This is a genomic window from Paraburkholderia antibiotica (assembly GCF_012927125.1).
GTDB classification, from domain to species: Bacteria; Pseudomonadota; Gammaproteobacteria; order Burkholderiales; family Burkholderiaceae; genus Paraburkholderia; species Paraburkholderia antibiotica.
The window spans coordinates 39,679-61,826 of record NZ_JABBFZ010000016.1; the positions used below are offsets into that span (position 1 = coordinate 39,679).

General features: G+C 64.8%; 20 protein-coding genes. 14 read left to right on the top strand and 6 right to left on the bottom strand.

Going from position 1 to position 22,148, the window contains the following annotated elements; genetic code table 11:
- Window positions 1-40: 40 nt before the first annotated feature.
- A complete protein-coding gene (gene yihA / locus HHL14_RS23345; RefSeq protein WP_169499956.1) occupies window positions 41-703 on the bottom strand; it encodes a ribosome biogenesis GTP-binding protein YihA/YsxC in 663 nt (220 codons plus the stop codon).
- Window positions 704-924: 221 nt separating this feature from the next.
- Here yihA and HHL14_RS23350 point away from each other — a divergent pair, with 221 nt between their 5' ends.
- From HHL14_RS23350 to msrQ, 5 genes are all read left to right on the top strand, one after another.
- A complete protein-coding gene (locus HHL14_RS23350; protein WP_169500072.1) occupies window positions 925-1,578 on the top strand; it encodes a c-type cytochrome in 654 nt (217 codons plus the stop codon).
- Window positions 1,579-1,695: 117 nt separating this feature from the next.
- Window positions 1,696-3,909 (top strand): cytochrome c biogenesis protein ResB, encoded by a 2,214-nt coding sequence (locus HHL14_RS23355; RefSeq protein ID WP_169499957.1) that lies wholly within the window; start codon window positions 1,696-1,698, stop codon window positions 3,907-3,909.
- Between the two features lie 4 nt (window positions 3,910-3,913).
- Window positions 3,914-5,122, top strand: coding sequence for a c-type cytochrome biogenesis protein CcsB (ccsB, locus tag HHL14_RS23360; protein WP_169499958.1), 1,209 nt, complete (start codon window positions 3,914-3,916; stop codon window positions 5,120-5,122).
- 210 nt (window positions 5,123-5,332) lie between these two features.
- Window positions 5,333-6,328, top strand: coding sequence for a protein-methionine-sulfoxide reductase catalytic subunit MsrP (gene msrP / locus HHL14_RS23365; protein ID WP_169499959.1), 996 nt, complete (start codon window positions 5,333-5,335; stop codon window positions 6,326-6,328).
- A 10-nt stretch (window positions 6,329-6,338) separates the two neighbouring features.
- Window positions 6,339-7,052 (top strand): protein-methionine-sulfoxide reductase heme-binding subunit MsrQ, encoded by a 714-nt coding sequence (gene msrQ / locus HHL14_RS23370; RefSeq protein WP_169499960.1) that lies wholly within the window; start codon window positions 6,339-6,341, stop codon window positions 7,050-7,052.
- Between the two features lie 120 nt (window positions 7,053-7,172).
- Here msrQ and lysA read toward each other — a convergent pair whose 3' ends face one another.
- Window positions 7,173-8,435, bottom strand: a complete 1,263-nt coding sequence (gene lysA / locus HHL14_RS23375; protein ID WP_169499961.1) for a diaminopimelate decarboxylase — start codon at window positions 8,433-8,435, stop codon at window positions 7,173-7,175.
- A 9-nt stretch (window positions 8,436-8,444) separates the two neighbouring features.
- Window positions 8,445-8,801 carry an LPS translocon maturation chaperone LptM gene (gene lptM / locus HHL14_RS23380; protein WP_169499962.1) on the bottom strand — a complete coding sequence of 119 codons (357 nt, stop codon included), beginning with the start codon at window positions 8,799-8,801 and terminating at the stop codon, window positions 8,445-8,447.
- A gap of 35 nt (window positions 8,802-8,836) precedes the next feature.
- Here lptM and cyaY point away from each other — a divergent pair, with 35 nt between their 5' ends.
- Window positions 8,837-9,157 carry an iron donor protein CyaY gene (gene cyaY / locus HHL14_RS23385; RefSeq protein ID WP_169499963.1) on the top strand — a complete coding sequence of 107 codons (321 nt, stop codon included), beginning with the start codon at window positions 8,837-8,839 and terminating at the stop codon, window positions 9,155-9,157.
- A 172-nt stretch (window positions 9,158-9,329) separates the two neighbouring features.
- Here cyaY and HHL14_RS23390 read toward each other — a convergent pair whose 3' ends face one another.
- Window positions 9,330-11,732 (bottom strand): penicillin-binding protein 1A, encoded by a 2,403-nt coding sequence (locus HHL14_RS23390; protein WP_169499964.1) that lies wholly within the window; start codon window positions 11,730-11,732, stop codon window positions 9,330-9,332.
- Between the two features lie 259 nt (window positions 11,733-11,991).
- Between HHL14_RS23390 and pilM the strand changes: the two genes are divergently transcribed.
- The 7 genes from pilM to HHL14_RS23425 all read left to right on the top strand — a co-directional run bounded on the left by pilM (window position 11,992) and on the right by HHL14_RS23425 (window position 19,571).
- Entirely contained in the window at window positions 11,992-12,987 is a 996-nt protein-coding gene (gene pilM, locus HHL14_RS23395) for a type IV pilus biogenesis protein PilM (protein ID WP_169499965.1), read from the top strand.
- Window positions 12,987-13,787, top strand: coding sequence for a fimbrial assembly protein (locus HHL14_RS23400; protein ID WP_169500073.1), 801 nt, complete (start codon window positions 12,987-12,989; stop codon window positions 13,785-13,787). The genes pilM and HHL14_RS23400 overlap by 1 nt, the downstream gene beginning before the upstream one ends.
- Complete coding sequence (gene pilO, locus HHL14_RS23405) at window positions 13,784-14,731, top strand: type 4a pilus biogenesis protein PilO (protein ID WP_169499966.1); 948 nt, start codon at window positions 13,784-13,786, stop codon at window positions 14,729-14,731. Before HHL14_RS23400 ends, pilO begins: the two co-directional genes overlap by 4 nt.
- Window positions 14,728-16,443: a type IV pilus secretin PilQ gene (locus tag HHL14_RS23410; protein ID WP_169499967.1), complete on the top strand. Its 1,716-nt coding sequence runs from the start codon at window positions 14,728-14,730 to the stop codon at window positions 16,441-16,443. The genes pilO and HHL14_RS23410 overlap by 4 nt, the downstream gene beginning before the upstream one ends.
- A 141-nt stretch (window positions 16,444-16,584) precedes the next feature.
- Entirely contained in the window at window positions 16,585-17,136 is a 552-nt protein-coding gene (locus HHL14_RS23415; RefSeq protein ID WP_169500074.1) for a shikimate kinase, read from the top strand.
- Window positions 17,136-18,221 carry a 3-dehydroquinate synthase gene (gene aroB, locus HHL14_RS23420; protein ID WP_169499968.1) on the top strand — a complete coding sequence of 362 codons (1,086 nt, stop codon included), beginning with the start codon at window positions 17,136-17,138 and terminating at the stop codon, window positions 18,219-18,221. The genes HHL14_RS23415 and aroB overlap by 1 nt, the downstream gene beginning before the upstream one ends.
- A 156-nt stretch (window positions 18,222-18,377) precedes the next feature.
- Complete coding sequence (locus tag HHL14_RS23425) at window positions 18,378-19,571, top strand: deoxyguanosinetriphosphate triphosphohydrolase (protein ID WP_329601721.1); 1,194 nt, start codon at window positions 18,378-18,380, stop codon at window positions 19,569-19,571.
- A gap of 81 nt (window positions 19,572-19,652) precedes the next feature.
- On the opposite strand, the gene HHL14_RS23430 is transcribed toward HHL14_RS23425, so the two are convergent.
- Together HHL14_RS23430 and HHL14_RS23435 are read right to left on the bottom strand one after the other, a co-directional pair.
- Window positions 19,653-20,033, bottom strand: a complete 381-nt coding sequence (locus tag HHL14_RS23430) for a DUF883 family protein (RefSeq protein ID WP_169499970.1) — start codon at window positions 20,031-20,033, stop codon at window positions 19,653-19,655.
- 355 nt (window positions 20,034-20,388) lie between these two features.
- Window positions 20,389-21,114 carry an OmpW/AlkL family protein gene (locus HHL14_RS23435; RefSeq protein WP_169499971.1) on the bottom strand — a complete coding sequence of 242 codons (726 nt, stop codon included), beginning with the start codon at window positions 21,112-21,114 and terminating at the stop codon, window positions 20,389-20,391.
- A gap of 192 nt (window positions 21,115-21,306) precedes the next feature.
- Between HHL14_RS23435 and HHL14_RS23440 the strand changes: the two genes are divergently transcribed.
- Window positions 21,307-22,014, top strand: coding sequence for a transposase (locus HHL14_RS23440; RefSeq protein ID WP_169499972.1), 708 nt, complete (start codon window positions 21,307-21,309; stop codon window positions 22,012-22,014).
- The last annotated feature ends 134 nt before the right edge of the window (window positions 22,015-22,148 follow it).

The following is a 22,148-nucleotide window of genomic DNA, read 5'->3' on the forward strand; positions in this document are numbered from 1 at the left end:
CTCGCATGATGCCGGCGCGCGGTTTCCGTGCCGATGACGCTCAACCGGCGCTCGGTGTTTCGTCCGTTACGCCCGCCGTGTCGGGAATCAACCAGCTTTCGATCAGCTCGTGCGCCTCGTCGAGGCCGGTGCGCTTGAGCGCCGAGAACAGCTGCGCGGTCAGTTCGCCGCGATAGCCGGCGGCACGGTATTCGGCCAAACCCTTCTGCGCGGTGCGCAACGCGTTGATGCTTTCCTGACGCGTCAATTTGTCGCATTTGGTCAGCAGCGAGTGAATCGGCTTGCCGGTCGGTGCGAACCACTCGATCATGCGTCGATCCAGTTCCGTCAACGGACGGCGCGAATCCATCATCAGGATCATGCCGCGCAGTTGTGCGCGCGATTGCAGATAGGTGGACAGCAGCGCCTCCCAGTGAGCTTTCGCTGCGCCCGGCACTTCCGCATAACCATAGCCTGGCAGGTCGACCAGATAGGCGGTCACGTCATCGGCCTTGCCGACCGAAAAATAATTGATGTGCTGCGTGCGTCCCGGCGTCTTACTCGCGAACGCAAGTCGCTTCTGATTGCAGAGGATGTTGATCGCGGTCGATTTGCCCGCGTTCGAACGTCCCGCGAAAGCGATCTCGGGCTGTGCGGTGGCCGGCAAGTCACGCAGATGATTGACGGTGGTAAAGAAGCGGGATTCGTGGAGCAGGAAGGGCATGGTGGAAGCCAGATTGGTGACGCCGCGGAGCCCGCAGCGGGAATGGGGTCAAGCCCGACTGGCGTCTAAGCGATTAGCGAGTTATTGTACAATATGAGGGTTTACTGAAAACCTGAAGGGGCGGCCCCACGTGCCTTGGGGGCCTCCTGGCGGTCATTCGGTCGCCGTCGTCGTACTTTGCAGAACCTCTAAAATCCCACAAGACGAGACAGGGTGTGCGAATGAATCGACTGTGCAAGACTCTGATGGTGCTTCATGTAGCGGCAGGTCTTTCAGGTTTGGCAATTCAGGCACGAGCGGCGGATCCGGCAAAGCCGGACATCAATCGAGGGCAGGCAATCGCGGTACAGGTATGCGCGTCATGTCACGGCGCGGATGGCAACAGTGCCGGCGGCGCGTATCCGAAGCTGGCGGGCCAACATCCCGAATATCTCGTCAAACAGCTTCGCGATTTCAAGATCCAACCGGGCGCGAAACAGCCCGCGCGCAACAATGCGATCATGGCGGGCATGGCTGCCGCGCTGTCCGATCAGGACATGATCAACGTTGCGGCCTATTTCTCGACGCAGACGCCGAAGCCGGGTTACGCGCACAACAAGAACACCGTGGCGCAAGGTCAGCAGATCTATCGCGGTGGGATTGCGGATCGTGGCGTGCCGGCTTGCGCAAGCTGCCACGGACCCACGGGGCAGGGCATTCCGATCCAGTATCCGCGCCTGTCGGGACAATGGGCCGAGTATTCGGTGGCGCAACTGACCGCGTTCACGCAAGGTCCAGGCGCTCGTAATAACAACGACGCGATGCATGCGATAGCATCGCGTCTGTCGGACAACGAAATCAAGGCCGTTGCCGACTACATCGCGGGTCTGCGTTAAGCAGCTCGCACGCGTCATGCAACCGGCCCGGCGAGGCCGGTGAAAAACAAGAAAAGGGTGAGGGCGTCGTGCCTACGACAGCCCTTCACCCTTTTTTGCTGTTCAGTCGGAGTTTGAATGAGCGTCACCACGTCGGGTTTGCAGTCGAAGTCGGGCAATCGCGTCATGCGCAGCACCGTCGAGCTTCTGAGTTCGATGCGTTTCGCGATCGCGCTGCTCGTGATTCTGTCGATCGCCAGCATCATCGGGACCGTCCTCACGCAGGACGATCCGTATCCCAACTACGTCAACCAGTTCGGCCCGTTCTGGGCGGACATCTTCCGCGCGCTGAGCCTCTACACGGTGTACAGCTCGTGGTGGTTCATGCTGATCCTCGGCTTCCTGATGGTGTCGGTGTCGCTGTGCGTGATCCGCAACGGGCCGAAGATGCTCGCCGACGCGAAAAGCTGGAAGGACAAGGTTCGCGAAGGCAGCCTGCGCGCGTTCCATCACAAGGGCGAGTTCGCGGTGCACGGCACGCGTGCGCAGACCGCGGCGGTGCTCGGCAAGCTGTCGGCGAAGCTCGGCTACAAGTTCGTCACGCGCGAGTCCGAAGGCGCGACGCTGATCGCTGCGAAGCGCGGCGCGCTGACCAAGTTCGGCTACATCTCCGCGCACCTCGCGATCGTGGTGATCTGCCTCGGCGGTCTGCTCGACAGCAATCTGCCGATCAAGCTGCAGATGTGGCTCTTCAACAAGTCGCCGATCAACGCGAATACGGTGATCAGCGAGATTCCGCCCGAGCATCGTCTGTCGCAATCGAACCCGACGTTCCGCGGCTACGCGTGGGTGCCCGAGGGGCAGCACGTGTCGACCGCGATCCTGAATCAGCCTAATGGCTCGCTGATCCAGGACCTGCCGTTTTCGATCGAGCTGAACAAGTTCATCGTCGATTACTACTCGACCGGCATGCCGAAGCTGTTCGCGAGCGATATCGTCGTGATCGACCACAAGACCGGCGCACGCGTGCCGGCCCGTGTCGAGGTCAACAAGCCGTTCGAATACGACGGCGTGTCGATCTATCAGTCGAGCTTCCAGGACGGCGGCTCGCAGATGCAGATGACCGCGTATCCGATGTCCGGTCCGAGCGCGAAGACCGCGCCGTTCGGCGGCACGATCGGCGGCAGTGCGCCGCTGAGCACGGCCACGCCGCTCGCCGACGGCCAGACCGTCGAATTCACCGACTTCCGCGCGATCAACGTCGAAAACATCTCGAATGGCAACGGCCAGAACGATGCGCGCGGTGTCGCCGCGCACCGCTCGCTGAAGGAAGCGTTCGACGAGCGCCTCGGCTCCGGCGCGAAGACCTCGAAGCCGCTCGACCTGCACAACGTCGGCCCGTCGGTGCAGTACAAGATTCGCGGCAAGGATGGCCAGGCGCGCGAGTACAACAACTACATGCTGCCGGTCGACGTCAACGGCGAGAAGATGTTCCTCGCCGGCATGCGCCTGAATCCGGACGATCCGTTCCGCTACCTGCGCATCCCCGCCGACAGCGGCGGCACGCTGAACGAATGGATGAACCTGCGCGCGACGCTCGAAGACCCGGCGATGCGCGCGACGGCCGCTCACCAGTTCGCGCAACGCTCGGTGCCGGGCTCGAATCCCGATCTGCAGCAGCATCTGGAAGAAAGCGCATCGCGCGTATTGACCCTTTTCTCGGGCGCCGACACCAGCATGAAGATGCCGAACGGCGAGACGCTCGGCGGCTTCCAGGCGATCGCCGGTTTTATCGACCGTTCGGTGCCGAAGGGCGAGCAGGAGAAGGCCGCGGGCCTGCTGCTGCGCATGCTGGAAGGCGTGACGTGGGATTTGTGGCAGCTGTCGCGGCAGCAGCATGGCGAGCCCGCCGCAGTGGCCAACGCGGACTCGAGCCGCTTCATCCAGAGTTCGCTGAATGCGATATCCGACAGCTTTCTGTACGGATCGCCGGTCTATTTGCAGCTTGACTCCTTCAAGCAGGTGCAAGCTTCGGTATTTCAGTTGACGCGCGCGCCGGGCAAGAAAGTCGTGTATCTTGGCAGCCTGCTTCTCGTATTGGGCATCTTCTCGATGTTCTACGTCCGCGAACGGCGGCTGTGGTTCTGGCTCAAGGATACCGACCACGGCACGAACGTCGTGATGGCGATGTCGAGCGCACGCAAGACGCTCGACTTCGAAAAGGAGTTCGTCCAGACGCGCGACGCCGTGGGCGCCGCGCTGGGCGCGAAACTCATCGAAGCAGCCGACGCCGCCGGCTCGTCCACTCAGGCCGCCGCGCCGCACGCAAGCTCACAGGATTCGACCCGGTAAGATCATGGACTTGACTCAGGTTTCCTCATCCTCCTCCGCCAAGCACGCCGACAAGGCGTTCGCGGGCGCTTTGCCCGAACTCGCGCAATACGACGACCGGCCATTCCTGAAACGGCTCGGCATCGTCGACTGGTTGTTCGCGCTGCTGCTCGTTGCGGGCGCCGGGTTTGCGCTGTCGCGCTATCACCCGTTCATGAACTACTACGACAAGCTGGTGCTGGTGTGCTCGGTGCCGGTGTTCGTCGTGCTCGGCTGGCGCTGGAAGCCGGTGCGTCCGCTGATGGTTGGGATCGCCGCGCTGTCGCTGCTGGCCATTCAGATTTACCAGGGCGATCTGAGCCGCGCCGACAACGCGTTCTTCCTCAAGTATTTCCTGTCGAGCCAGTCCGCGATCCTGTGGATGAGCGCGCTGTTCGTATTCGCGACCGTGTTCTATTGGATCGGCTTGCTGTCGCGCTCGCCGACGGGCGCCGCGATCGGCTCGAAGATGACGTGGGCCGCGGTGCTGATGGGCTTCGTCGGTCTGATGGTGCGCTGGTACGAGTCGTACCTGATCGGCGCGGACGTCGGCCATATTCCTATTTCCAACCTGTATGAAGTGTTCGTGCTGTTCAGCCTGATCACCGCGCTGTTCTATCTGTATTACGAACAGCACTACAACACGCGCGCGCTCGGCGCGTTCGTGCTGCTGGTGATCAGCGCGGCAGTCGGCTTCCTGATGTGGTATTCGGTGGCGCGCGACGCGCAGCAGATCCAGCCGCTCGTGCCGGCGCTGCAAAGCTGGTGGATGAAGATCCACGTGCCGGCGAACTTCATCGGTTACGGCAGCTTCGCGTTGTCGGCGATGGTGGCCGTCGCGTATCTGGCGAAGGAGCGCGGCGTGCTGGCGGACCGTCTGCCCGCGCTCGAAGTGCTCGACGACGTGATGTACAAGTCGATCGCAGTCGGCTTCGCGTTCTTCACGATCGCGACGATTCTCGGCGCGCTGTGGGCCGCGGAAGCATGGGGCGGTTACTGGAGCTGGGACCCGAAGGAAACATGGGCGCTGATCGTCTGGCTGAATTACGCGGCGTGGCTGCACATGCGCCTGATGAAGGGGCTGCGCGGCGCGGTCGCCGCATGGTGGGCGCTGACCGGTCTGCTGGTGACGACCTTCGCGTTCCTTGGCGTGAACATGTTCCTGTCGGGTTTGCATAGCTACGGCAAGCTGTAATCCGCTACGCCGAACCTGAACCGACAAAAAACCGCCGCGTGCATTCGCACCGGCGGTTTTTTCACGACTGGCGGAATATTCGTTGCGTCCATGTGTTCACCGATCGAGTACCCGCGCAAGTTTTCATGGATGACAGACGCGTCCGAACGGACGATCATCAGATAGCGGCCGCCGGCGGTACATCCCGGCGACCCGGCAAGGAGCAGCACGATGTGGATCAAGCGAAGCGACAGAATTCAACTGACCGGCGATGACATCGCGCGCAGCGAAATCACGCCGCAACATGTGTTCGAGAACCGCCGGCGCATCCTGCAGGCGGCCGGCGCGATGGCGCTCGGCAGCCTGATCGGCGTGAATGGCGAGGCGCTCGCCGCGTACACGTCGCCGGACCCGAAGGCGCAGAAGCTCGCGGCGAAGACCAACGCGAAGTTCGTCGCGCTCGACAAGATCACGCCGTTCAAGGACATCACGACCTACAACAACTTCTACGAGTTCGGTACCGACAAATCCGACCCCGCGCAGAACGCGGGCACGCTGCGGCCACGGCCGTGGAAAGTGAGCGTCGAGGGCGCGATCAAAAATCCGAAGGTGTACGACATCGATGAATTGCTGAAGCTCGCGCCGCTCGAGGAGCGTGTGTACCGGCTGCGCTGCGTCGAAGGATGGTCGATGGTGATTCCGTGGATCGGCGTGCCGCTCGCGGAGCTGATCAAGCGCGTCGAGCCGACCGGCAACGCGAAGTACGTGCAGTTCATCACGCTCGCCGATCCGTCGCAGATGCCGGGACTGTCCACGCCAGTGCTCGACTGGCCCTATTCGGAAGGCCTGCGGATGGACGAAGCGATGAATCCGCTGACGCTGCTGACGATGGGCGTCTACGGTCAGGTGTTGCCGAACCAGAACGGCGCGCCGGTGCGCGTGGTGGTGCCGTGGAAGTACGGCTTCAAGAGCGCGAAGTCGCTGGTGAAAATCCGCTTCGTCGAGAAGCAGCCGCCGACCAGCTGGAACACCTACGCCGCGAACGAATACGGCTTCTATTCGAACGTGAATCCGAACGTCGATCATCCGCGCTGGAGCCAGGCGACCGAACGGCGTATCGGCGAAGACGGCTTTTTCACGCCGAAGCGCAAGACGCTGATGTTCAACGGTTACGGCGATCAGGTCGCGTCGCTGTACCAGGGCATGGACCTGAAGAAGAACTTCTGAGGCGGCGACGATGGCTTCCGATACGCAACCGGCTCCCCGCAACGACCCCGCGGCGGCGCGCGTGACGGCGGGTACGCGCGCGAAGGCGGCACCGACGCCACGCTCCGCCGGCGGCGCGCGCTGGGTCGTGCCGGCGAAAATCGCGGTCTTTATCGCGGCCCTGTATCCGCTCGCGCGCCTCGTGCTGTTCGGTCTGACCGACCGGCTCGGCGCGAATCCGATCGAATTCATCACGCGCTCGACCGGCCTGTGGACGCTCGTGTTCCTGTGCATCACGCTGGCGGTGACGCCGTTGCGTCGTCTCACCGGCATCGCCGCGTTCGTGCGCTTCCGGCGCATGCTCGGGCTCTACACGTTTTTCTACGCGACGCTGCACTTCACCACGTATCTGTGGTTCGACAAGTGGTTTGATCTCGCGGCGATCCTGAAGGACATCGGCAAGCGGCCGTTCATCACCGTGGGCTTCGCGGCCTTCGTGCTGCTGATCGCGCTGGCCGTGACGTCGCCGCGCGCGATGGTGCGCAAGCTCGGACGAAGCTGGCAGACGCTGCATCGCGCGATCTATCCAATCGGCGCGCTCGCGATCCTGCATTTCTGGTGGATGAAGGCCGGCAAGCACGATCTGTTGCTGCCGAAGATTTACGGCGCGATCATGATTGCGTTGCTGGGGTGGCGATTGATCGTGTGGCTGCGTGGGCGCGCAGCGCAGACACCGCGACGCTGACGGTGAGCGGTGGTTCGGCCCGCAGGGTCGGGCGCAAAACAAAAAAGGCGATGCCGTGATGGCCTCGCCTTTTTCATTGGGCATGGCATCCGGATCGGACGCCACGCTCTCACATGACGTTTACGCCGGCAGAATCGTTTCGCCCGCGAACAATTGCTGGACCTCTTCACGCGCACGAACCACATGCGCCTGTGTACCATCCACCATCACTTCCGCGGCACGCCCACGGGTGTTGTAGTTGGAGCTCATCACGAAGCCGTACGCGCCGGCCGAGCGGATCGCGAGCAGGTCGCCCGGTTCGACCGCGAGCAGCCGTTCGCGGCAGAGCCAGTCGCCGCTTTCGCAGACCGGGCCGACCACGTCGTACACGTGTGCCGGCACGTCGCGCTGCACGACCGGTTCGATGCCGTGATACGCCTCGTACATCGCGGGGCGCGCGAGATCGTTCATCGCCGCATCGACGATCGCAAAGTTCTTTTCCGCGCCCGGCTTCAGGAATTCGACGCGCGTGAGCAGCACGCCCGCATTGCCGACCAGCGAGCGGCCCGGCTCGAAATACACGTCGCGATGGCCGTGACCACGCGCCTCGATGCGATCGAGCACCATCCGCACGAACTCGCCGATTTCCGGCGGCGTTTCGTTGTCGTAGGTAATGCCGAGGCCGCCGCCGACGTCGATATGGCGAATCGTCATGCCGTCCTGTTCGATCTGCTCGACCAGTTCCAGCATTTTGTCGATCGCGTCGAGATACGGCGCGACTTCGGTGATCTGCGAGCCGATATGGCAGTCGATACCGACCACCTCGAGATTCGCCATCGCGGCGGCGGCCTGATAGGTCGCGCGCGCGTCTTCGAAGGCGACGCCGAACTTGTTCGACTTCAGACCGGTGGAGATGTACGGATGCGTTTTCGCGTCGACGTCCGGATTGACGCGCAGCGACACCGGCGCCTTTTTGCCCATCTCGCCCGCCACTGCATTCAGGCGATCGAGTTCCGGAATCGATTCGACGTTGAAGCATTTGACGCCCGCCGCGAGCGCGTCGCGCATTTCGCCCGCCTGCTTGCCGACCCCTGAAAACACGGTGTTTTCTGCTTTGCCGCCGGCCGCGAGCACGCGTGCGAGCTCGCCGCCCGAGACGATGTCGAAGCCCGCGCCGAGTCGGGCGAACACGTTGAGCACCGCGAGATTGCTGTTGGCCTTCACGGCCACGTGCACGCTCGCGCGGCGACCTGCGCAGGCGCCCGCGTAGGCATTCCATGCGGCGGTCAGCGCGGCGCGCGAATAGACGTAGAGCGGCGTGCCGAACTGCTCGGCGAGGGAAATGGCGGATACGCCTTCGGCGTGCAACACGCCGTCGACGTAGTCAAATACGGATCGAGTCATGCGAAAGTCTTATTGAACGGGAGGGGCAGCAGAGGCGGGCAGCGGTGCCGCCGGGCCCGACGCGGCGGAAGCCGGCGGCGTGGCGAGTTGCTCTTCGGGCGCGAGCGTGAGCGGCGTGCCGGAGGTGTCCGGGATCGAGCCCATGTCGGCAGCGTTACCTGTTGCGTTACCGTTAGCCGGTTGCGTTTGATCCGGCGGCGGCGTTTGCGTGCGATGTGCCGGCGGGGCAGGCAGCGGCGGTACGGTCGGCAGATAAAGCGAGCCGCGTTGGCCGCAACCGGCGAGCGCGCAACCTGCGAGAATGGCTAAAACCGCTACAATCGCGCGGCCGGGCGCCGCCGCGCGCATCCGAGATACGACTCGCATGACTGTCCCTGAATGAATAATCGATGGAGTTTAGCATGTCCGATAGTGATTACCTGACCCGTGCGGAAGCCGTGCTGGCCGCCATCGAGAGCGCGCTCGACGACACCGACGCCGACATCGAACTCGAGCGCAGCGGCAACGTTCTGACGATCGAATTCGAGAACCGCACGAAGATCATCGTCAACCTCCAGCCGCCGATGAAAGAGATCTGGATCGCCGCGAAAGCCGGCGGTTTCCACTTCCGTTTCATCGATGGCGAATGGCGCGATACGCGCGGCGGCTCGGAGTTTTTCTCGGCGTTGTCGCAATATGCGAGCGAGCAGGCGGGCGAGCCGGTGCGGATTCCGGCCGTGTGACGATGGATGTGGCCGTGGCATCATGCGCGTGGTGCGATGGCGTGCGTGGACATCGAAGCCGTGCGTAAATCGCCGTGCACCGCCCCCAAAAACAAAACCGCCGCGTTTGCCTAACGCGGCGGTTTTTTTCTTTTCTGGCGAGACGCTGACGCGTCGATGCGTCGCCTCGGCTTCAATGCCCGCGGAACAGATTCATGATGTCCTGCTTCTCCTGCTCGCCGACCTGTTCGGGCGCGACCGACGCGGCGTTCGCCGCAGCTTCTGCATCGAGCGTCGCCTGACTGACGCCGACCGTGGAGACGAAGCCATGTCCCGGCGTGAAGTCATCGAAATACAGCTCCGAGCCGATTTCGGTCACGTCGTCGGGGCGCGCCATCTTGTACTCGGGCACGCCCTTCAACGCACGTCCCATGTACTCGATCCACACCGGCAGCGCGAGGCCGCCGCCGGTTTCCTTGTCGCCGAGGCTGCGCGGATTGTCGTAGCCGATCCACGCGATCGCGGTGAGCGTGTGCTGATAGCCGGCGAACCAGGCGTCGCGCGAATCGTTGGTGGTGCCGGTTTTGCCGCCGAGGTCGGTGCGCTTCAGCGAATTGGACTTCGCCCCCGTGCCGTGCTGCGCGACGCTCTGCAGCAGGCTATTCATCACGTACGCGTTGCGCGGTTCGATCGCGAGCGGCGCGTTTTGTCCGGCCACCAGCGGCTGCACCCGTGACACGACAATGCCGCGCTGATCGGTGACTTCGGCGATCAGATACGGATTGACCCGGTAGCCGCCGTTCGCGAACACCGAGAACGCGCCCGCCATCTGTAGCGGCGTGACGAGACCCGCGCCGAGCGCCATCGGCAGATAGGCCGGGTGACGATCCGCGTCGAAGCCGAAGCGCGTGATGTACTGCTGCGCGTACTTCGTGCCGATCTGGTTCAGGATGCGGATCGACACGAGGTTCTTCGACTTCTGCAGCGCGGTGCGCATCGTCATCGGACCGTCGAAGCCGCCACCATAGTTTTTCGGCTCCCACGCCTGACCGCCGGTTTCGGCCGCGCTGAAAAAGAGCGGCGCGTCGTTGATGATCGTGGCCGGTCCCAGCCCCTTTTCGAGCGACGCCGAATAGATGAACGGCTTGAAGCTCGATCCCGGCTGGCGCCACGCCTGGGTCACGTGATTGAACTTGTTCTTGTTGAAGTCGAAGCCACCGACCAGCGCGCGAATCGCGCCGTCCTGCGGGACCACCGAAATGAACGCGCCTTCGACTTGCGGCAACTGCGTGATCGACCAGTCGCCGTTGTCGTTCTTCACGAGCCGCACGATCGCGCCGGGCCGGATGCGCTGATTCGGCTGCGCGCGCGTGCCGAGCGCGAACTGCGCATAGCGCAGGCCGTCGCCCTGAATCGTCGCGACATTGCCGTCGATGAACGTTGCCTGCACCTGCTTCGGGCTCGCCGCGGTGACGACCGCCGCGATGATTTCGCCGTTGTCGGGATGTTCGAGCAGCGCGTCGTCGATCGCCTGTTCGCGCTCGTCGGCGTCGGCGGGCAGGTCGATGAACGCTTCCGGTCCGCGATAGCCGTGACGGCGCTCGTAGTCCATCAGGCCTTTGCGCAGCGCGCGATAGGCGACGTCCTGATCGGCCGAATCGATCGTGGTCACGACGTTCAGGCCGAGCGTGTACGCCTCTTCGTGGTACTGCGCGTACATCATCTGCCGCACCATTTCCGCGACGTACTCCGCGTGCACGCTGTACTCCTTGCCGAGACCCTTGACGACGAGCGGCTGGCGGCGCGCATCGTCGTACTGCTCCTCGGTGATGTAGTGCAGCTCGTACATGCGCTGCAGGATGTACTCCTGACGCACCTTCGCGCGCTTCGGATTGACGACCGGGTTATACGCGGACGGCGCCTTCGGCAGCCCCGCGAGCATCGCCGACTCGGCGAGCGTCAGGTCCTTCAGATCCTTGCCGAAGTACACGCGCGCCGCGCTCGCGAAGCCGTACGCGCGCTGCCCGAGATAGATCTGATTCATGTACACCTCGAGAATCTGATCCTTCGTCAGCTTCGACTCGATCTTGTACGCGAGCAGCATCTCGTAGATCTTGCGCGTGTAGGTCTTCTCGCTGGAGAGGAAGAAGTTGCGCGCGACCTGCATCGTGATCGTGCTCGCGCCCTGGGTGGCGTGGCCGTTGGTCAGCGCGACGAAGCCGGCGCGCGCGATACCGGTGAGGTCGACGCCGCCGTGATCGTAGAAGCGCGCGTCTTCGATCGCGAGGATTGCCTTCTTCAGACTGTCGGGCACGTCCTGGATGTGCACGATATCGCGCCGCTCCTCGCCGAATTCGCCGATCAGCACGTGGTCGGCGGTGTAAATGCGCAGCGGCACCTTGGGCCGGTAGTCGGTCAGCGCATCGAGCGAGGGCAGGTTCGGCGTCGCGACCACGAGCGCGTAGCCGAGCAGCAGCGCCACGCATGCGATGCCCGCCACGATCAGCCCGACAAAGCCGAGGACGAGCTTCTGCCACAACGGGCGTTTGCGCTTTTTCGGGGCGGGCGGCGGGGACGTAGGAGACGTGGCTTGCATAGGAATACCGGAAAAACAGTCCCGCGATTATAGCCGCCTCGCATTTCAGCTTTCGTCCTGCTTACGAATGGCGCGTGCGGGGCGGCGCGGTCACGACTTCGCTGTAGTCCCCACTGTAGTCCGTTTGATGTCGCGCGGGGCGGCTTCGGCACTGCGCTGGCCGTTTGGCTGAATGTCGTTCAGACGCCCGTCTGCCGACAATGATCGCTCGTCACTCGCGTTCGAAATGGTTCGTTGCGCGAGTCGAAGGGAGGGCGTGATGACCTATGCAAATTCGTGGCTTCAGACAGTGCAGGCGGGCTGGCAGCGGTTCGCCGCCGGTATCGATCTCGGTTCGCAAAGCGTGCGGTTGGTGGTACTGAGCCGGCGTTCGCGCGCGCGTGGCGCGCTGCGTCTCGAATACATGAGCACCGTGCCGCTGGCGCCCGGTGTGATGACGGGCACGGAGATCGTCGACCGGCAGGCAGTCGCTCGTGCGTTGCGCGACGCGTTCGCTGGGCTGCCGCAGGTGTGCGCGAGTCAGGCACTGCGCTGCGCGATGGCGATGCCCGCGTCGGCGACGCTGACGACGACGGTGCCGCTCGCGCAGCTCGCCGCGCAAAGTTACTGCGAGGACGAGGACGGCGGTCCCGCGCTGGCCGGACTCGCGCCGGCGGTGATGGGCGAAGCGGAGCGCATTGCCGGGATCGAGCGGCACGCGCTTGCGGTCGACTGGTTTGTCGACGAAACGCCGTCGCCGGTGCGTTCGGTGACGATTGCCGCGACCGCGCGGCAGCATCTCGAAGCGCGGATCGAGTGCGCGGCGACGGCGGGCATTTCGCTGTCTGCGATCGACGGCGAGCCGCACGCGGCACTGCGCGCGCTGCGTTACGCGGCGAACCGCGAGCTCGATCCGAACGAGCCGTATGCGGCGCTGTGGATTGGCTCGGACGGCGTGTACGGCTGGCGCATCGTCGATGGCGGAATCCTCGCCGAGATGCGCTACCCGGCGCCCGAGCACTCCGACCTCGCTGATGCCCTGCGTGATCTCGTGCACGGACCGGAGTTCGACTGCGCGTTGATCGGCGGCGAAGTCGATCTGCTCGACGGCGTCGGCTTTTCGCTCGCCGACATCGGCGACGTGCTCGGTTGTTCCGTGCTGCCGTTCGAATGCGCGCTGCTGGCCACCCGCGCGCAGCCATTCGAAGACGCGTTGCTGCACGAGCCGGCCGGTGCGGTCGCGTTCGGGCTCGCGTTGCGCGGGGTGCTCGAATGATGCGCGGGTTTGCGTTTCCGTTTGGGACTGGCGCGGCTGCCACGACGCGTGAGCGGCGCGTCGTCGAGCCGTGGCTGGGCGGCTTCAATCTGCTGCCGTACCGGCAGCGCGATGCGCGGCTCGCGCGGCGGCGCTGTCTGCGCGACTGGGCGGTGGCGGCGTGCGTCGGCGCTGCGGCGGTGCTCGCGCTGGCCGGTTGGCAGGCGTTGGCGAAGACGCGGCTCGAAGCGCGGCGCGCGGCGACCGAACAGGCGCTCGCGCAGCTTGCGACGCCGCTCGCGGAGCATGCGAAGTGGCAACGCGTGCGTGACGAGCAGCGCAGCAAGATTGTGCGCGCAACCAGTCTCGCGATGCCGCTCGCCCATCTGCGCGATCTGCTCGAGGCGCTCAGCTACGAGCCTGGCGATGGCGTCGTGCTGCGGCAGTTCCGGCAACGCGAATACGAGACCGAGTTGCTCGCGACGTCGGGCAGCCATCTCGCGTCGGCCGAGTGGCTGCAGCGGCTCGGCGCGGTTCACGGCGTGCAGGGCGCGGAGATGCGCGACCTGCATCGGCCAGTGGCGGCGCGTGGTGGCGCGGCGGCGGGCAAGGGGGCCAACAAGGCGGCAGATAAGGCAGCAGACAAAGCAGCAGACAAGGCGGTGGGCGGCCCGATCGAGTTCGGCGCGCGGCTGCGTTGGGGCGAGCCGCCGCCGAAGTCTGCCCGACAGGTTGGGGCCGCGGCCGTTTCCGCTTCCATGTCCACGGCGGCGCGTGCGTCGAAGTCCGCACGATCAGAACAATCCGGAGGTGCACGATGAGCACGACTTTTTTTGCCCCCGTCGGCATGGCGCCTACGTCAGCCGGTGTTTCGCGCTGGCTCAGACGCGCGCGTTTGCCGCTCGAAGCGTGGAGCGGGCGTCGTCGCTGGACGGTGGCGGCGCTCCTGGCCACACTCGTGTTCGGCGTCGGCGCCTACGGCTGGAGCACCGCCGATATGTCGGGTCTCGACGCGAGTCGCGCCGCGCTCGCGGCCAGCATGCAGCGTCTCGCGGACGCGCAGCACGCGCTTGCCCAGCTACCGTCGCTGCGCCGTGAAGCCGCGACGTTATCGGCTACGTTCACGGCCGCAGCTTCGGCCACCATGCCGTGGCGTTCCGCCGACGACGTGCGCATCGTCTCCGAACTGGCCACGCAAAGCGGCGTCGCGTTGCTCGCGGTGGAGCCGGGTACGGCGAGCGGCGAAGGTATCGAGCGGATGCGTCCGCTGCAACTCACCGCGCGCACCGACTTCGTTCATCTGATGGCGTTCTTTCACGGCCTCACGCAACTGCCGGTGCTGATCGTTCCCGTCGACGTGACCGTCAGGCAGGACGGCGGCGCGCTGACGATGAGCGCGACGCTGCGCGTGTTCGACGCGCTGCGGCCCGTCCCCGAGGCTAGCCAGACGAACGCCGGCGCGAGCCTCGATGCCGACGAGGCGGACGACGATGACGAGGACGAAGACGTCGTGTTCTTCGACCCGTTCGCGAAGCCGCAGATGTCCGCCGGCGACGTTTCGGCCGATGCCGTCCAATGGCGCCTCGTCGGCCTGCTGCGCGATCGCACGCGCGGGCTGGCGTTGCTCGACACGCCGGATGGCGCGACGACGGTCGCGACCGGACAGCAACTGGGCGTCGAGCGGGTGACGCAACTCGACGCGCAGGGCATCACGCTCGCCAACGGCGGCGCGACGCGCACGCTGACGCTGATGGAGGCCTCATGACGAGCTTGAGAAAGCGCTGGGACGCGTGCGGGGCGAGCGTCGCACGCAATGTGGGCTGCTGGATGGGGCTTTATGTCGGCGCGTTGTCCGGCGCTGGCATTGCGCAGGCGTCAACGGCGCCGCTGCTGCCGCCGTTGCCGGCCTACGTGGCACTCAACGACCGGACCGTCTCCACCGACGATACGTACGAGACGGCGCCGCTACCGCGTGGCGGCATCAGTGACGTGGCGAATCCGTTCGGCGACGGCGCGGCCCCGGATGCGGCAGCGAACCTGCCGCAGGACGCCGACGCGACCCAAACGAGCTTGCCTTCGAGTCTCGCGCCGGGTGTGGTTCCGGAGCTGGACCCCAATGGCCCCGTGCTGTCGACGTCTCGCCAGTCCGCAGCCGCAGCGCGCGACGACCCGACGAGCCCGCCCGCGCTCGAAGGCCCGCCCGTCCCGCTGCCGCCGCCCAAACGCCTGAGCGACGCCGCGAATAACACCGACGCGGGCCTGCCGGCCGGCAACAATCCGATCTCGCTGAGCTTCCAGCGCGCCGACCTGGGCGCCGTGCTCAAGGCGTTCGCCGAGTTCACCGGCCTCAATATCGTCGCCAGCGACAAAGTGCGCGGCGCCGTGTCGTTACGGCTCGACAAGGTGCCGTGGCGCACGGCGTTCGACACGCTGCTCGACGTCAACAATCTGGCGATGGAGCGCCACGGCAACGTGATCTGGGTCGCGCCGGCCGCCGAGCTGGCCGCGCGCGAGCGCCAACGCTTCGAAGCGCACGCGCGCGCCGCGGACCTCGAACCGCTCGCGAGCCGTACCTTCGAGCTGCATTACGCACATGCCGAGGACGTGCGGCGCCTGCTGACCGGCTCCGGCACGCAGCGCGTGCTGTCCAAACGCGGCGCGGTTACCGCCGATCCGCGCACCAATCTGCTGTTCGTGACCGATCTGGCCGGGCGGCTCGACCAGATTGCGGCGCTGATCGTCGCCGTCGACCGGCCGACCCGCCAGGTGCTGATCGAGGCGCAGATCGTCGAGGGCGACTATGGTTTTTCGCGCAATCTCGGGGTCCGGCTCTCGCTCGCGGGCACCAGCGCGGACGGCACCGCGCGGGGGCTGACCGGCGGCTCGGACGGCACCGTCTACGATCTGTCGGCCCGGCCGATCTCCGGCTTCGACGCCGCGACCGCCGGCCTGACGCTGTTCGCCGCGGGTGCCACGCGGCTGCTGAACCTCGAGCTTTCGGCGCTCGAGGCCGAGGGACGTGGGAAAATCGTTTCCAGTCCGCGCGTCGTCACGGCTGACCGGATGAAGGCGGTCGTCGAGCAGGGCACCGAGTTGCCGTATCAGGCCAAGGTCCAGCAGGGCGTCTCGGGCGTGCAGTTTCGCCGCGCGACGCTCAAACTGGAGGTCGAGCCGCAGATCATGCCGGACGGCCGCGTGGTGCTGGATCTCGACGTCGCGAAGGACAGCGTCGGCGAACAGACCGATGCCGGGCCGGCGATCAACACCAAGCACGTGCAAACGCGCGTCGAAATCGACGATGGTGGTACGGTGTCGATCGGCGGGATTTACGCGGCCGACGACCGGGACGACGAGGATCGGGTGCCCATCCTCGGAAAAATACCGGTTCTGGGCGCGCTGTTTCGCAACCGGACCCATCGCGACCAGCGTACCGAACTGGCCATTTTCATCACGCCGCGGGTGGTGCGCGAAAATTAGGGCACGTTATTGGGTCACATGATTGGGGCACATCAAGGCCAACCCGTGCCGCCGGCCTCCGGCGGCACGCAGGCTCGACAAGGCAGCCGCTTTGCCAGTAAGCTGCGGCACGAACTACACCGGATTAGCCAGAGGACACCGTTGCAAGCGCGGGACGCACACGCCAATGTTTTTTTCGTAGGGCTCATGGGGGCAGGGAAAACCACTGTGGGTCGGGCGGTTGCGCGCCGTCTCGAGCGCCCGTTCTTCGATTCCGACCATGAAATCGAGGCGCGTACGGGCGCCCGCATTCCGGTGATCTTCGAGCTGGAGGGCGAAACCGGGTTTCGCGACCGCGAGGCGAGCGTGATCTCTGAGCTCACCGGGCGCGACAACATCGTGCTCGCGACCGGCGGCGGCGCCGTGCTGCGGCCGGAAAACCGCGAAGCCCTGAAAAGCCGCGGCCTCGTGATCTATCTGCGGGCCAATCCGCACGACCTGTGGCTGCGTACGCGGCGCGACAAGAATCGCCCGCTGCTGCAGACGGAAGACCCGAAGGCGCGTCTCGAACAGCTGTACGAGGTGCGCGATCCGCTGTATCGCGAATGTGCGCATTTCGTGATTGAAACCGGCCGGCCTTCGGTCAACGGACTCGTCAACATGGTTCTGATGCAGCTCGAGATGGCCGGCGTCGCCAAACATCCTGCGTCATAATGGACCGTATGATCACCGTCAACGTTGAACTGGGCGAGCGCGCCTACCCCATCCATATCGGTGCCGATCTGATCGGCCAGACCGCGCTGTTCGCGCCGCACATCGCCGGCAGCTCGGTCACGATCGTCACCAACAGCACGGTCGATCCGCTTTATGGCGACACGTTGCGCGCGGCGCTCGCGCCGCTGAACAAGCAGGTGTCCACCGTCGTGCTGCCGGACGGCGAGGCGCACAAGAATCTCGAAACGCTGAATCTGATCTTCGACGCGCTGCTCGGCTCGCGCGCGGATCGCAAGACCACGCTGATCGCGCTCGGCGGCGGCGTGATCGGCGATATGACGGGGTTTGCCGCAGCCTGCTACATGCGCGGCGTGCCGTTCATTCAGGTGCCGACCACGCTGCTGTCGCAGGTGGATTCGTCGGTGGGCGGCAAGACCGGCATCAATCACCCGCTCGGCAAGAACATGATCGGCGCGTTCTACCAGCCGCAGGCGGTGATCGCCGACATCGGCGCGCTGCGCACGCTGCCCGGGCGCGAACTGGCGGCCGGCGTCGCCGAGGTCATCAAGACCGGCGCGATCGCGGATGCCGGGTTTTTCAGCTGGATCGAAGCCAATATCGAAGCGCTCAATCGCTGCGAACCGGCCGCGCTCACCGAGGCGGTCAAGCGTTCGTGCGAGATCAAGGCGTCGGTGGTCGCGCAGGACGAGCGCGAAGGCGGCCTGCGCGCCATCCTCAACTTCGGCCACACGTTCGGCCATGCGATCGAAGCCGGGCTCGGCTACGGCGAATGGCTGCACGGCGAGGCAGTCGGCTGTGGGATGGTGATGGCGGCGGATCTGTCGGTGCGCCTCGGCCATCTCGACGAAGCGTCGCGCAAGCGGCTCGTCGACGTGGTGCTCGCCGCGCATCTGCCGACCCGCGCGCCGGCACTCGGCGCGGACCGTTACGTCGAACTGATGCAGGTCGACAAGAAAGCGGAAGCCGGCGCGATCAAGTTCATTCTGTTGAAGCGTTTCGGTGAGACGCTGATCACTCGGGCGCCCGACGCCGAGGTGCATGCGACACTGGCGGCCGCCGTCTAGACGTGGCGCGGCTTTGCTGCCGCGCAGCGCGCACCCGCGTGACGAGGCGCCGTCCATGTTTCGGAGAACCTGGTGACTGACAGGCGCAGCGACGACCTCAAGCATGACCCGGCGGCGCGCGTAGCGGCCGCCCACGGCGCAAGCAGCGCCACTGCCATTGCCGCGGATTTCCCGGCCGATGCCGCCGCCGAGCCGGCGGCCGTTGCCGCGCCGACCCAGGAGGCGCTCGAAGCGCATCTCGCGCCGTACGCCGCGCATTCGAGTCAGTCGCGTGGACGTCGCTATCCGGAAGCCGCGCCCAGCGCGCGCACCGAATTCCAGCGCGACCGCGACCGCATCGTCCATTCGACCGCGTTCCGCCGGCTCGAATACAAGACCCAGGTGTTCGTCAATCACGAGGGCGACCTGTTCCGTACACGCCTGACGCACAGCCTCGAAGTCGCGCAGATCGCGCGTTCGGTCGCGCGCAATCTGCGCGTCAACGAAGACCTCGTCGAAGCGATTTCTCTGGCGCACGATCTCGGCCACACGCCTTTCGGCCACGCCGGCCAGGACGCGCTCAACGAATGCATGCGCGAGCACGGCGGCTTCGAGCACAACCTGCAGAGCCTCGCGGTTGTCGACGAACTCGAAGAGCACTACGGTGCGTTCAACGGCCTGAACCTCTGCTTCGAAACGCGCGAGGGCATCCTCAAGCATTGCTCGCGCGACAACGCGCGGCGGCTCGGCGCGCTCGGCGAGCGCTTTCTCGAAGGGCGGCAGCCGTCGATCGAAGCGCAGATCGCCAATGTCGCAGATGAGATCGCGTACAACAATCACGACGTCGACGACGGTTTGCGCTCCGGCCTGTTGTCGCTCGAACAGCTTGCCGAAGTCGAGCTCTGGCAGACCCACTACGAGGCCGCGCGAGTCGACTACCCGAAGATAGAAGGGCGCCGGCTGATTCACGAGACGGTGCGGCGCGTGATCAATACGCTGATCGTTGATCTGATCGAGACGACGCGGCTCAACCTGGTTCGCTACGCGCCGGCCTCGCTCGACGACGTGCGCGCCGCGCCCCCGCTGGTCGCGCACAGTGACACGATCGCCGCGCAGGCCGCGGCGCTCAAGCGCTTTCTGTTCAAGAATCTGTACCGCCACTATCGGGTGATGCGCATGGCCAACAAGGCGCGCCGCGTGGTGGTCGGGCTGTTCGACGCGTTCACCGATGACCCGCGGCTGCTGCCGCCCGCCTATCAGGCGGCCGAGACGGCGCGCCAGCCGCGTCTGATCGCGCATTACATCGCGGGGATGACGGATCGCTACGCGGTGAAGGAGTATCAGCGGCTCTTCGTGATCGACGATAACTAGGCGGCCTCGCCGGGCCGCCTGTCGTCACCTGCCGAGCACACGTTACGTCGGCGCCTGAGGTCGGCGCGAGGTGGCCTGACGTCAGCGCGAGCGCGACGCGAACAGCGCACCGGCAATCAGCGCAAGGCCGCCGACGATCGCAATCGTCTGCCACGGGTTTTCATGCACGTAGTCGTCGGCGCCGGAGATGGCGACGCCCGCGCGTTCGCGCATTGCGTCGCGCGTGTCGTTCAGGCGCGAGCGCGCCGAGTCGAGCTGCTTGCGCAGCTTGCCGCGCAACTCGACGGCGTCGGCCTGGGTGCCGTCCGCGAGCGTCGATTCGAGTTCCGACAGCAGCGTGCGCAGTTCGACCGCGATATCTTCGGCGGCGTGGCGGCTGTGGCGGGCGATGCGTCGCGCGCGGCGGCTCGCGCTGGTCCAGGATTCGCCGAGGGCGTCTCTCGTATTCGGAAGTGCTGTCATGGTCGCTCCGTCGATGAGTGTGAAAGGCCCCGCGCTTCGTCGCGCGGATACGGTATCCGCAGACGCAGTATCGCGTGACGGCGCGCGAAGCGCCAGGAAACGCCATCAGAACGCAACTTCGATGCCACACCCGGCGCGCCCCTGAGGGCACGCTCGACAGCTCAATGACGACGCATTTATCGTCAGCAGATATTGCACGGGCGCAGGCCCGACCCGAGTCAAATTTACAAAGGCGCGTAGCACATGGGCCGCCGGCTGGCAGCACAAATGAAAACGCCGCCATCGACTCGATGACGGCGTTGCAGCCCGCGAAAATTCGACTACCCTAATTTAAGCTCCCTGGTAATGCGAAGCGTTAGAAACGGTAACCGATGTTGACGTAGGTGACGATCGGGTTCAGCTTGATCTTGGTTTGCGATTGCACGTTCAGCGTGCCGACCGGCGTGGTCGATGCCGAGTTCAGTTTCGCGGTGGTGCTGAGCGGCAGGTAGGAGATCGATACGCCGGCGAACCAGTGCTGGTTGAACGCGTAAGTGAAGCCTGCATTAAACACCGGTTCCCACGAACTATCCGTCGTGACACTGGTCGGACCATGCAGAACGTTGGCTTCGAATGCGCCGTTGGTGATCTTTTCGTCCGTGAACCAGATGCGGCTCACACCGACGCCGAGATACGGCCGGAACGCAGCGGTGGGAGCATTGAAGTAGTACTTGAACAGCAGAGTCGGGCTCCACTGTTTTGCCTGACCGATTTTGCCGAACTGCTCGAGATTGCCCGTGCCGTAGAGGTCGAAAGAAGGCGGGTAGCCCAGCACGAACTCGGTGGCGATGTGGTCGGTAATGAAGTAACCGGCAGTGAAACCGATGGTGTCGGCCGAACTCAGTGAAGCGCCGGTGTTAGGTTCGGTGATATGAGTTGGGGTCCCCCCGATGCTGGTCACCGTTAGCGGGTCGCTGCTCGATTGCGGCGCAAGATGGAACCAGCCTGTCGTGACGTAGAAACTGCCGGCCGATTGCGCATGCGCTGCCGTGCTCATGCAGGCTAACACCGCCATCCCCGATACGGCCTGTTTTAATTTCATATGTGCTCCTCCAAAAAAGGCCCGCTCATTATGACTACAACGTTTGAAACAAACCATACGCGGCGGTTAGAGTTTTCTCCCTAAGCACCGCGCGGTTTCTGGCTTGCCCGCTTGGCGCGGAACCTTGAGCGCATGCGGTTCTTCGGACCTTCGGGTATATACCAACGCGACTGACTATTTGGACACTCCAGCATGGCACGGCTTGCACGTCTTTATGTCCCCGACCAGCCGCAGCACGTCATCCTTCGCGGGCTGGACCAGCAGCCCGCTTTCGTCGACGACCAGGACTACGAGCTTTTCATCGACTGTCTGAAGGCGGCGTCGCGGGATCACCATCTTTCGATTCACGCTTATGCGTTGATGCCGGGCGCCGTGCAACTGCTCGTCACGCCCACCGAGGAGTCGAGTCTGCCCAAGGCGATGCAGGCAGTCGGCCGACGCTACGTCGCGCATTTCAACCGGCGCTACGCGCGTCGCGGCACCTTGTGGGAAGGCCGCTATCGCGCCACCGTGATCGAAGGCGAGCGTTACTTCCTGCTGGCGAGTCGCGTGGTCGAGATGTGCCCGGTGCGCGCGCAGCTGGTCAATGCGCCGGAGGATTATCGCTGGTCGAGTTACCGGCATCACATCGGTCTTACCCTCGACAGCCTCATTACCGATCATCCCCTCTACTGGTCGCTCGGCAATACGCCGTTCGAGCGGCAGCGCGCGTACCGTGAGCTATGCGAGCAGCCGCTCGACGAGCGCGAAGCCAGCCAACTCCAGCAGGCCACGTTGAAGGGCTGGGTACTCGGCAGCGACACCTATCGGGAGTGGGCGGCGCGGGCCGCAAACCGGCGTGTTTCGCCGCTGCCGCGGGGTCGGCCGCGCAAGATACGGGAAACACCGCACACCCAATAGAGCGACGCTAAATTCGAAATTAGCGTTTCGCATCAAGGGGCTGCATGAAGACGGCATCGCGTATGCCGTTTTCTTTTGCCCCATTTTGATATGGCACTAATAAAAATAAGCCGCAATGCACCATTTTGATAAAT

Excerpts from the sequence above, each read along its gene's own strand:
- yihA (WP_169499956.1), bottom strand. The coding sequence starts at position 703 with ATGCCCTTCCTGCTCCACGAATCCCGCTTCTTTACCACCGTCAATCAT.
- HHL14_RS23350 (WP_169500072.1), top strand. The coding sequence starts at position 925 with ATGAATCGACTGTGCAAGACTCTGATGGTGCTTCATGTAGCGGCAGGT.
- HHL14_RS23355 (WP_169499957.1), top strand. The coding sequence starts at position 1,696 with ATGAGCGTCACCACGTCGGGTTTGCAGTCGAAGTCGGGCAATCGCGTC.
- ccsB (WP_169499958.1), top strand. The coding sequence starts at position 3,914 with ATGGACTTGACTCAGGTTTCCTCATCCTCCTCCGCCAAGCACGCCGAC.
- msrP (WP_169499959.1), top strand. The coding sequence starts at position 5,333 with ATGTGGATCAAGCGAAGCGACAGAATTCAACTGACCGGCGATGACATC.
- msrQ (WP_169499960.1), top strand. The coding sequence starts at position 6,339 with ATGGCTTCCGATACGCAACCGGCTCCCCGCAACGACCCCGCGGCGGCG.
- lysA (WP_169499961.1), bottom strand. The coding sequence starts at position 8,435 with ATGACTCGATCCGTATTTGACTACGTCGACGGCGTGTTGCACGCCGAA.
- lptM (WP_169499962.1), bottom strand. The coding sequence starts at position 8,801 with ATGCGAGTCGTATCTCGGATGCGCGCGGCGGCGCCCGGCCGCGCGATT.
- cyaY (WP_169499963.1), top strand. The coding sequence starts at position 8,837 with ATGTCCGATAGTGATTACCTGACCCGTGCGGAAGCCGTGCTGGCCGCC.
- HHL14_RS23390 (WP_169499964.1), bottom strand. The coding sequence starts at position 11,732 with ATGCAAGCCACGTCTCCTACGTCCCCGCCGCCCGCCCCGAAAAAGCGC.
- pilM (WP_169499965.1), top strand. The coding sequence starts at position 11,992 with ATGACCTATGCAAATTCGTGGCTTCAGACAGTGCAGGCGGGCTGGCAG.
- HHL14_RS23400 (WP_169500073.1), top strand. The coding sequence starts at position 12,987 with ATGCGCGGGTTTGCGTTTCCGTTTGGGACTGGCGCGGCTGCCACGACG.
- pilO (WP_169499966.1), top strand. The coding sequence starts at position 13,784 with ATGAGCACGACTTTTTTTGCCCCCGTCGGCATGGCGCCTACGTCAGCC.
- HHL14_RS23410 (WP_169499967.1), top strand. The coding sequence starts at position 14,728 with ATGACGAGCTTGAGAAAGCGCTGGGACGCGTGCGGGGCGAGCGTCGCA.
- aroB (WP_169499968.1), top strand. The coding sequence starts at position 17,136 with ATGGACCGTATGATCACCGTCAACGTTGAACTGGGCGAGCGCGCCTAC.
- HHL14_RS23430 (WP_169499970.1), bottom strand. The coding sequence starts at position 20,033 with ATGACAGCACTTCCGAATACGAGAGACGCCCTCGGCGAATCCTGGACC.
- HHL14_RS23435 (WP_169499971.1), bottom strand. The coding sequence starts at position 21,114 with ATGAAATTAAAACAGGCCGTATCGGGGATGGCGGTGTTAGCCTGCATG.
- HHL14_RS23440 (WP_169499972.1), top strand. The coding sequence starts at position 21,307 with ATGGCACGGCTTGCACGTCTTTATGTCCCCGACCAGCCGCAGCACGTC.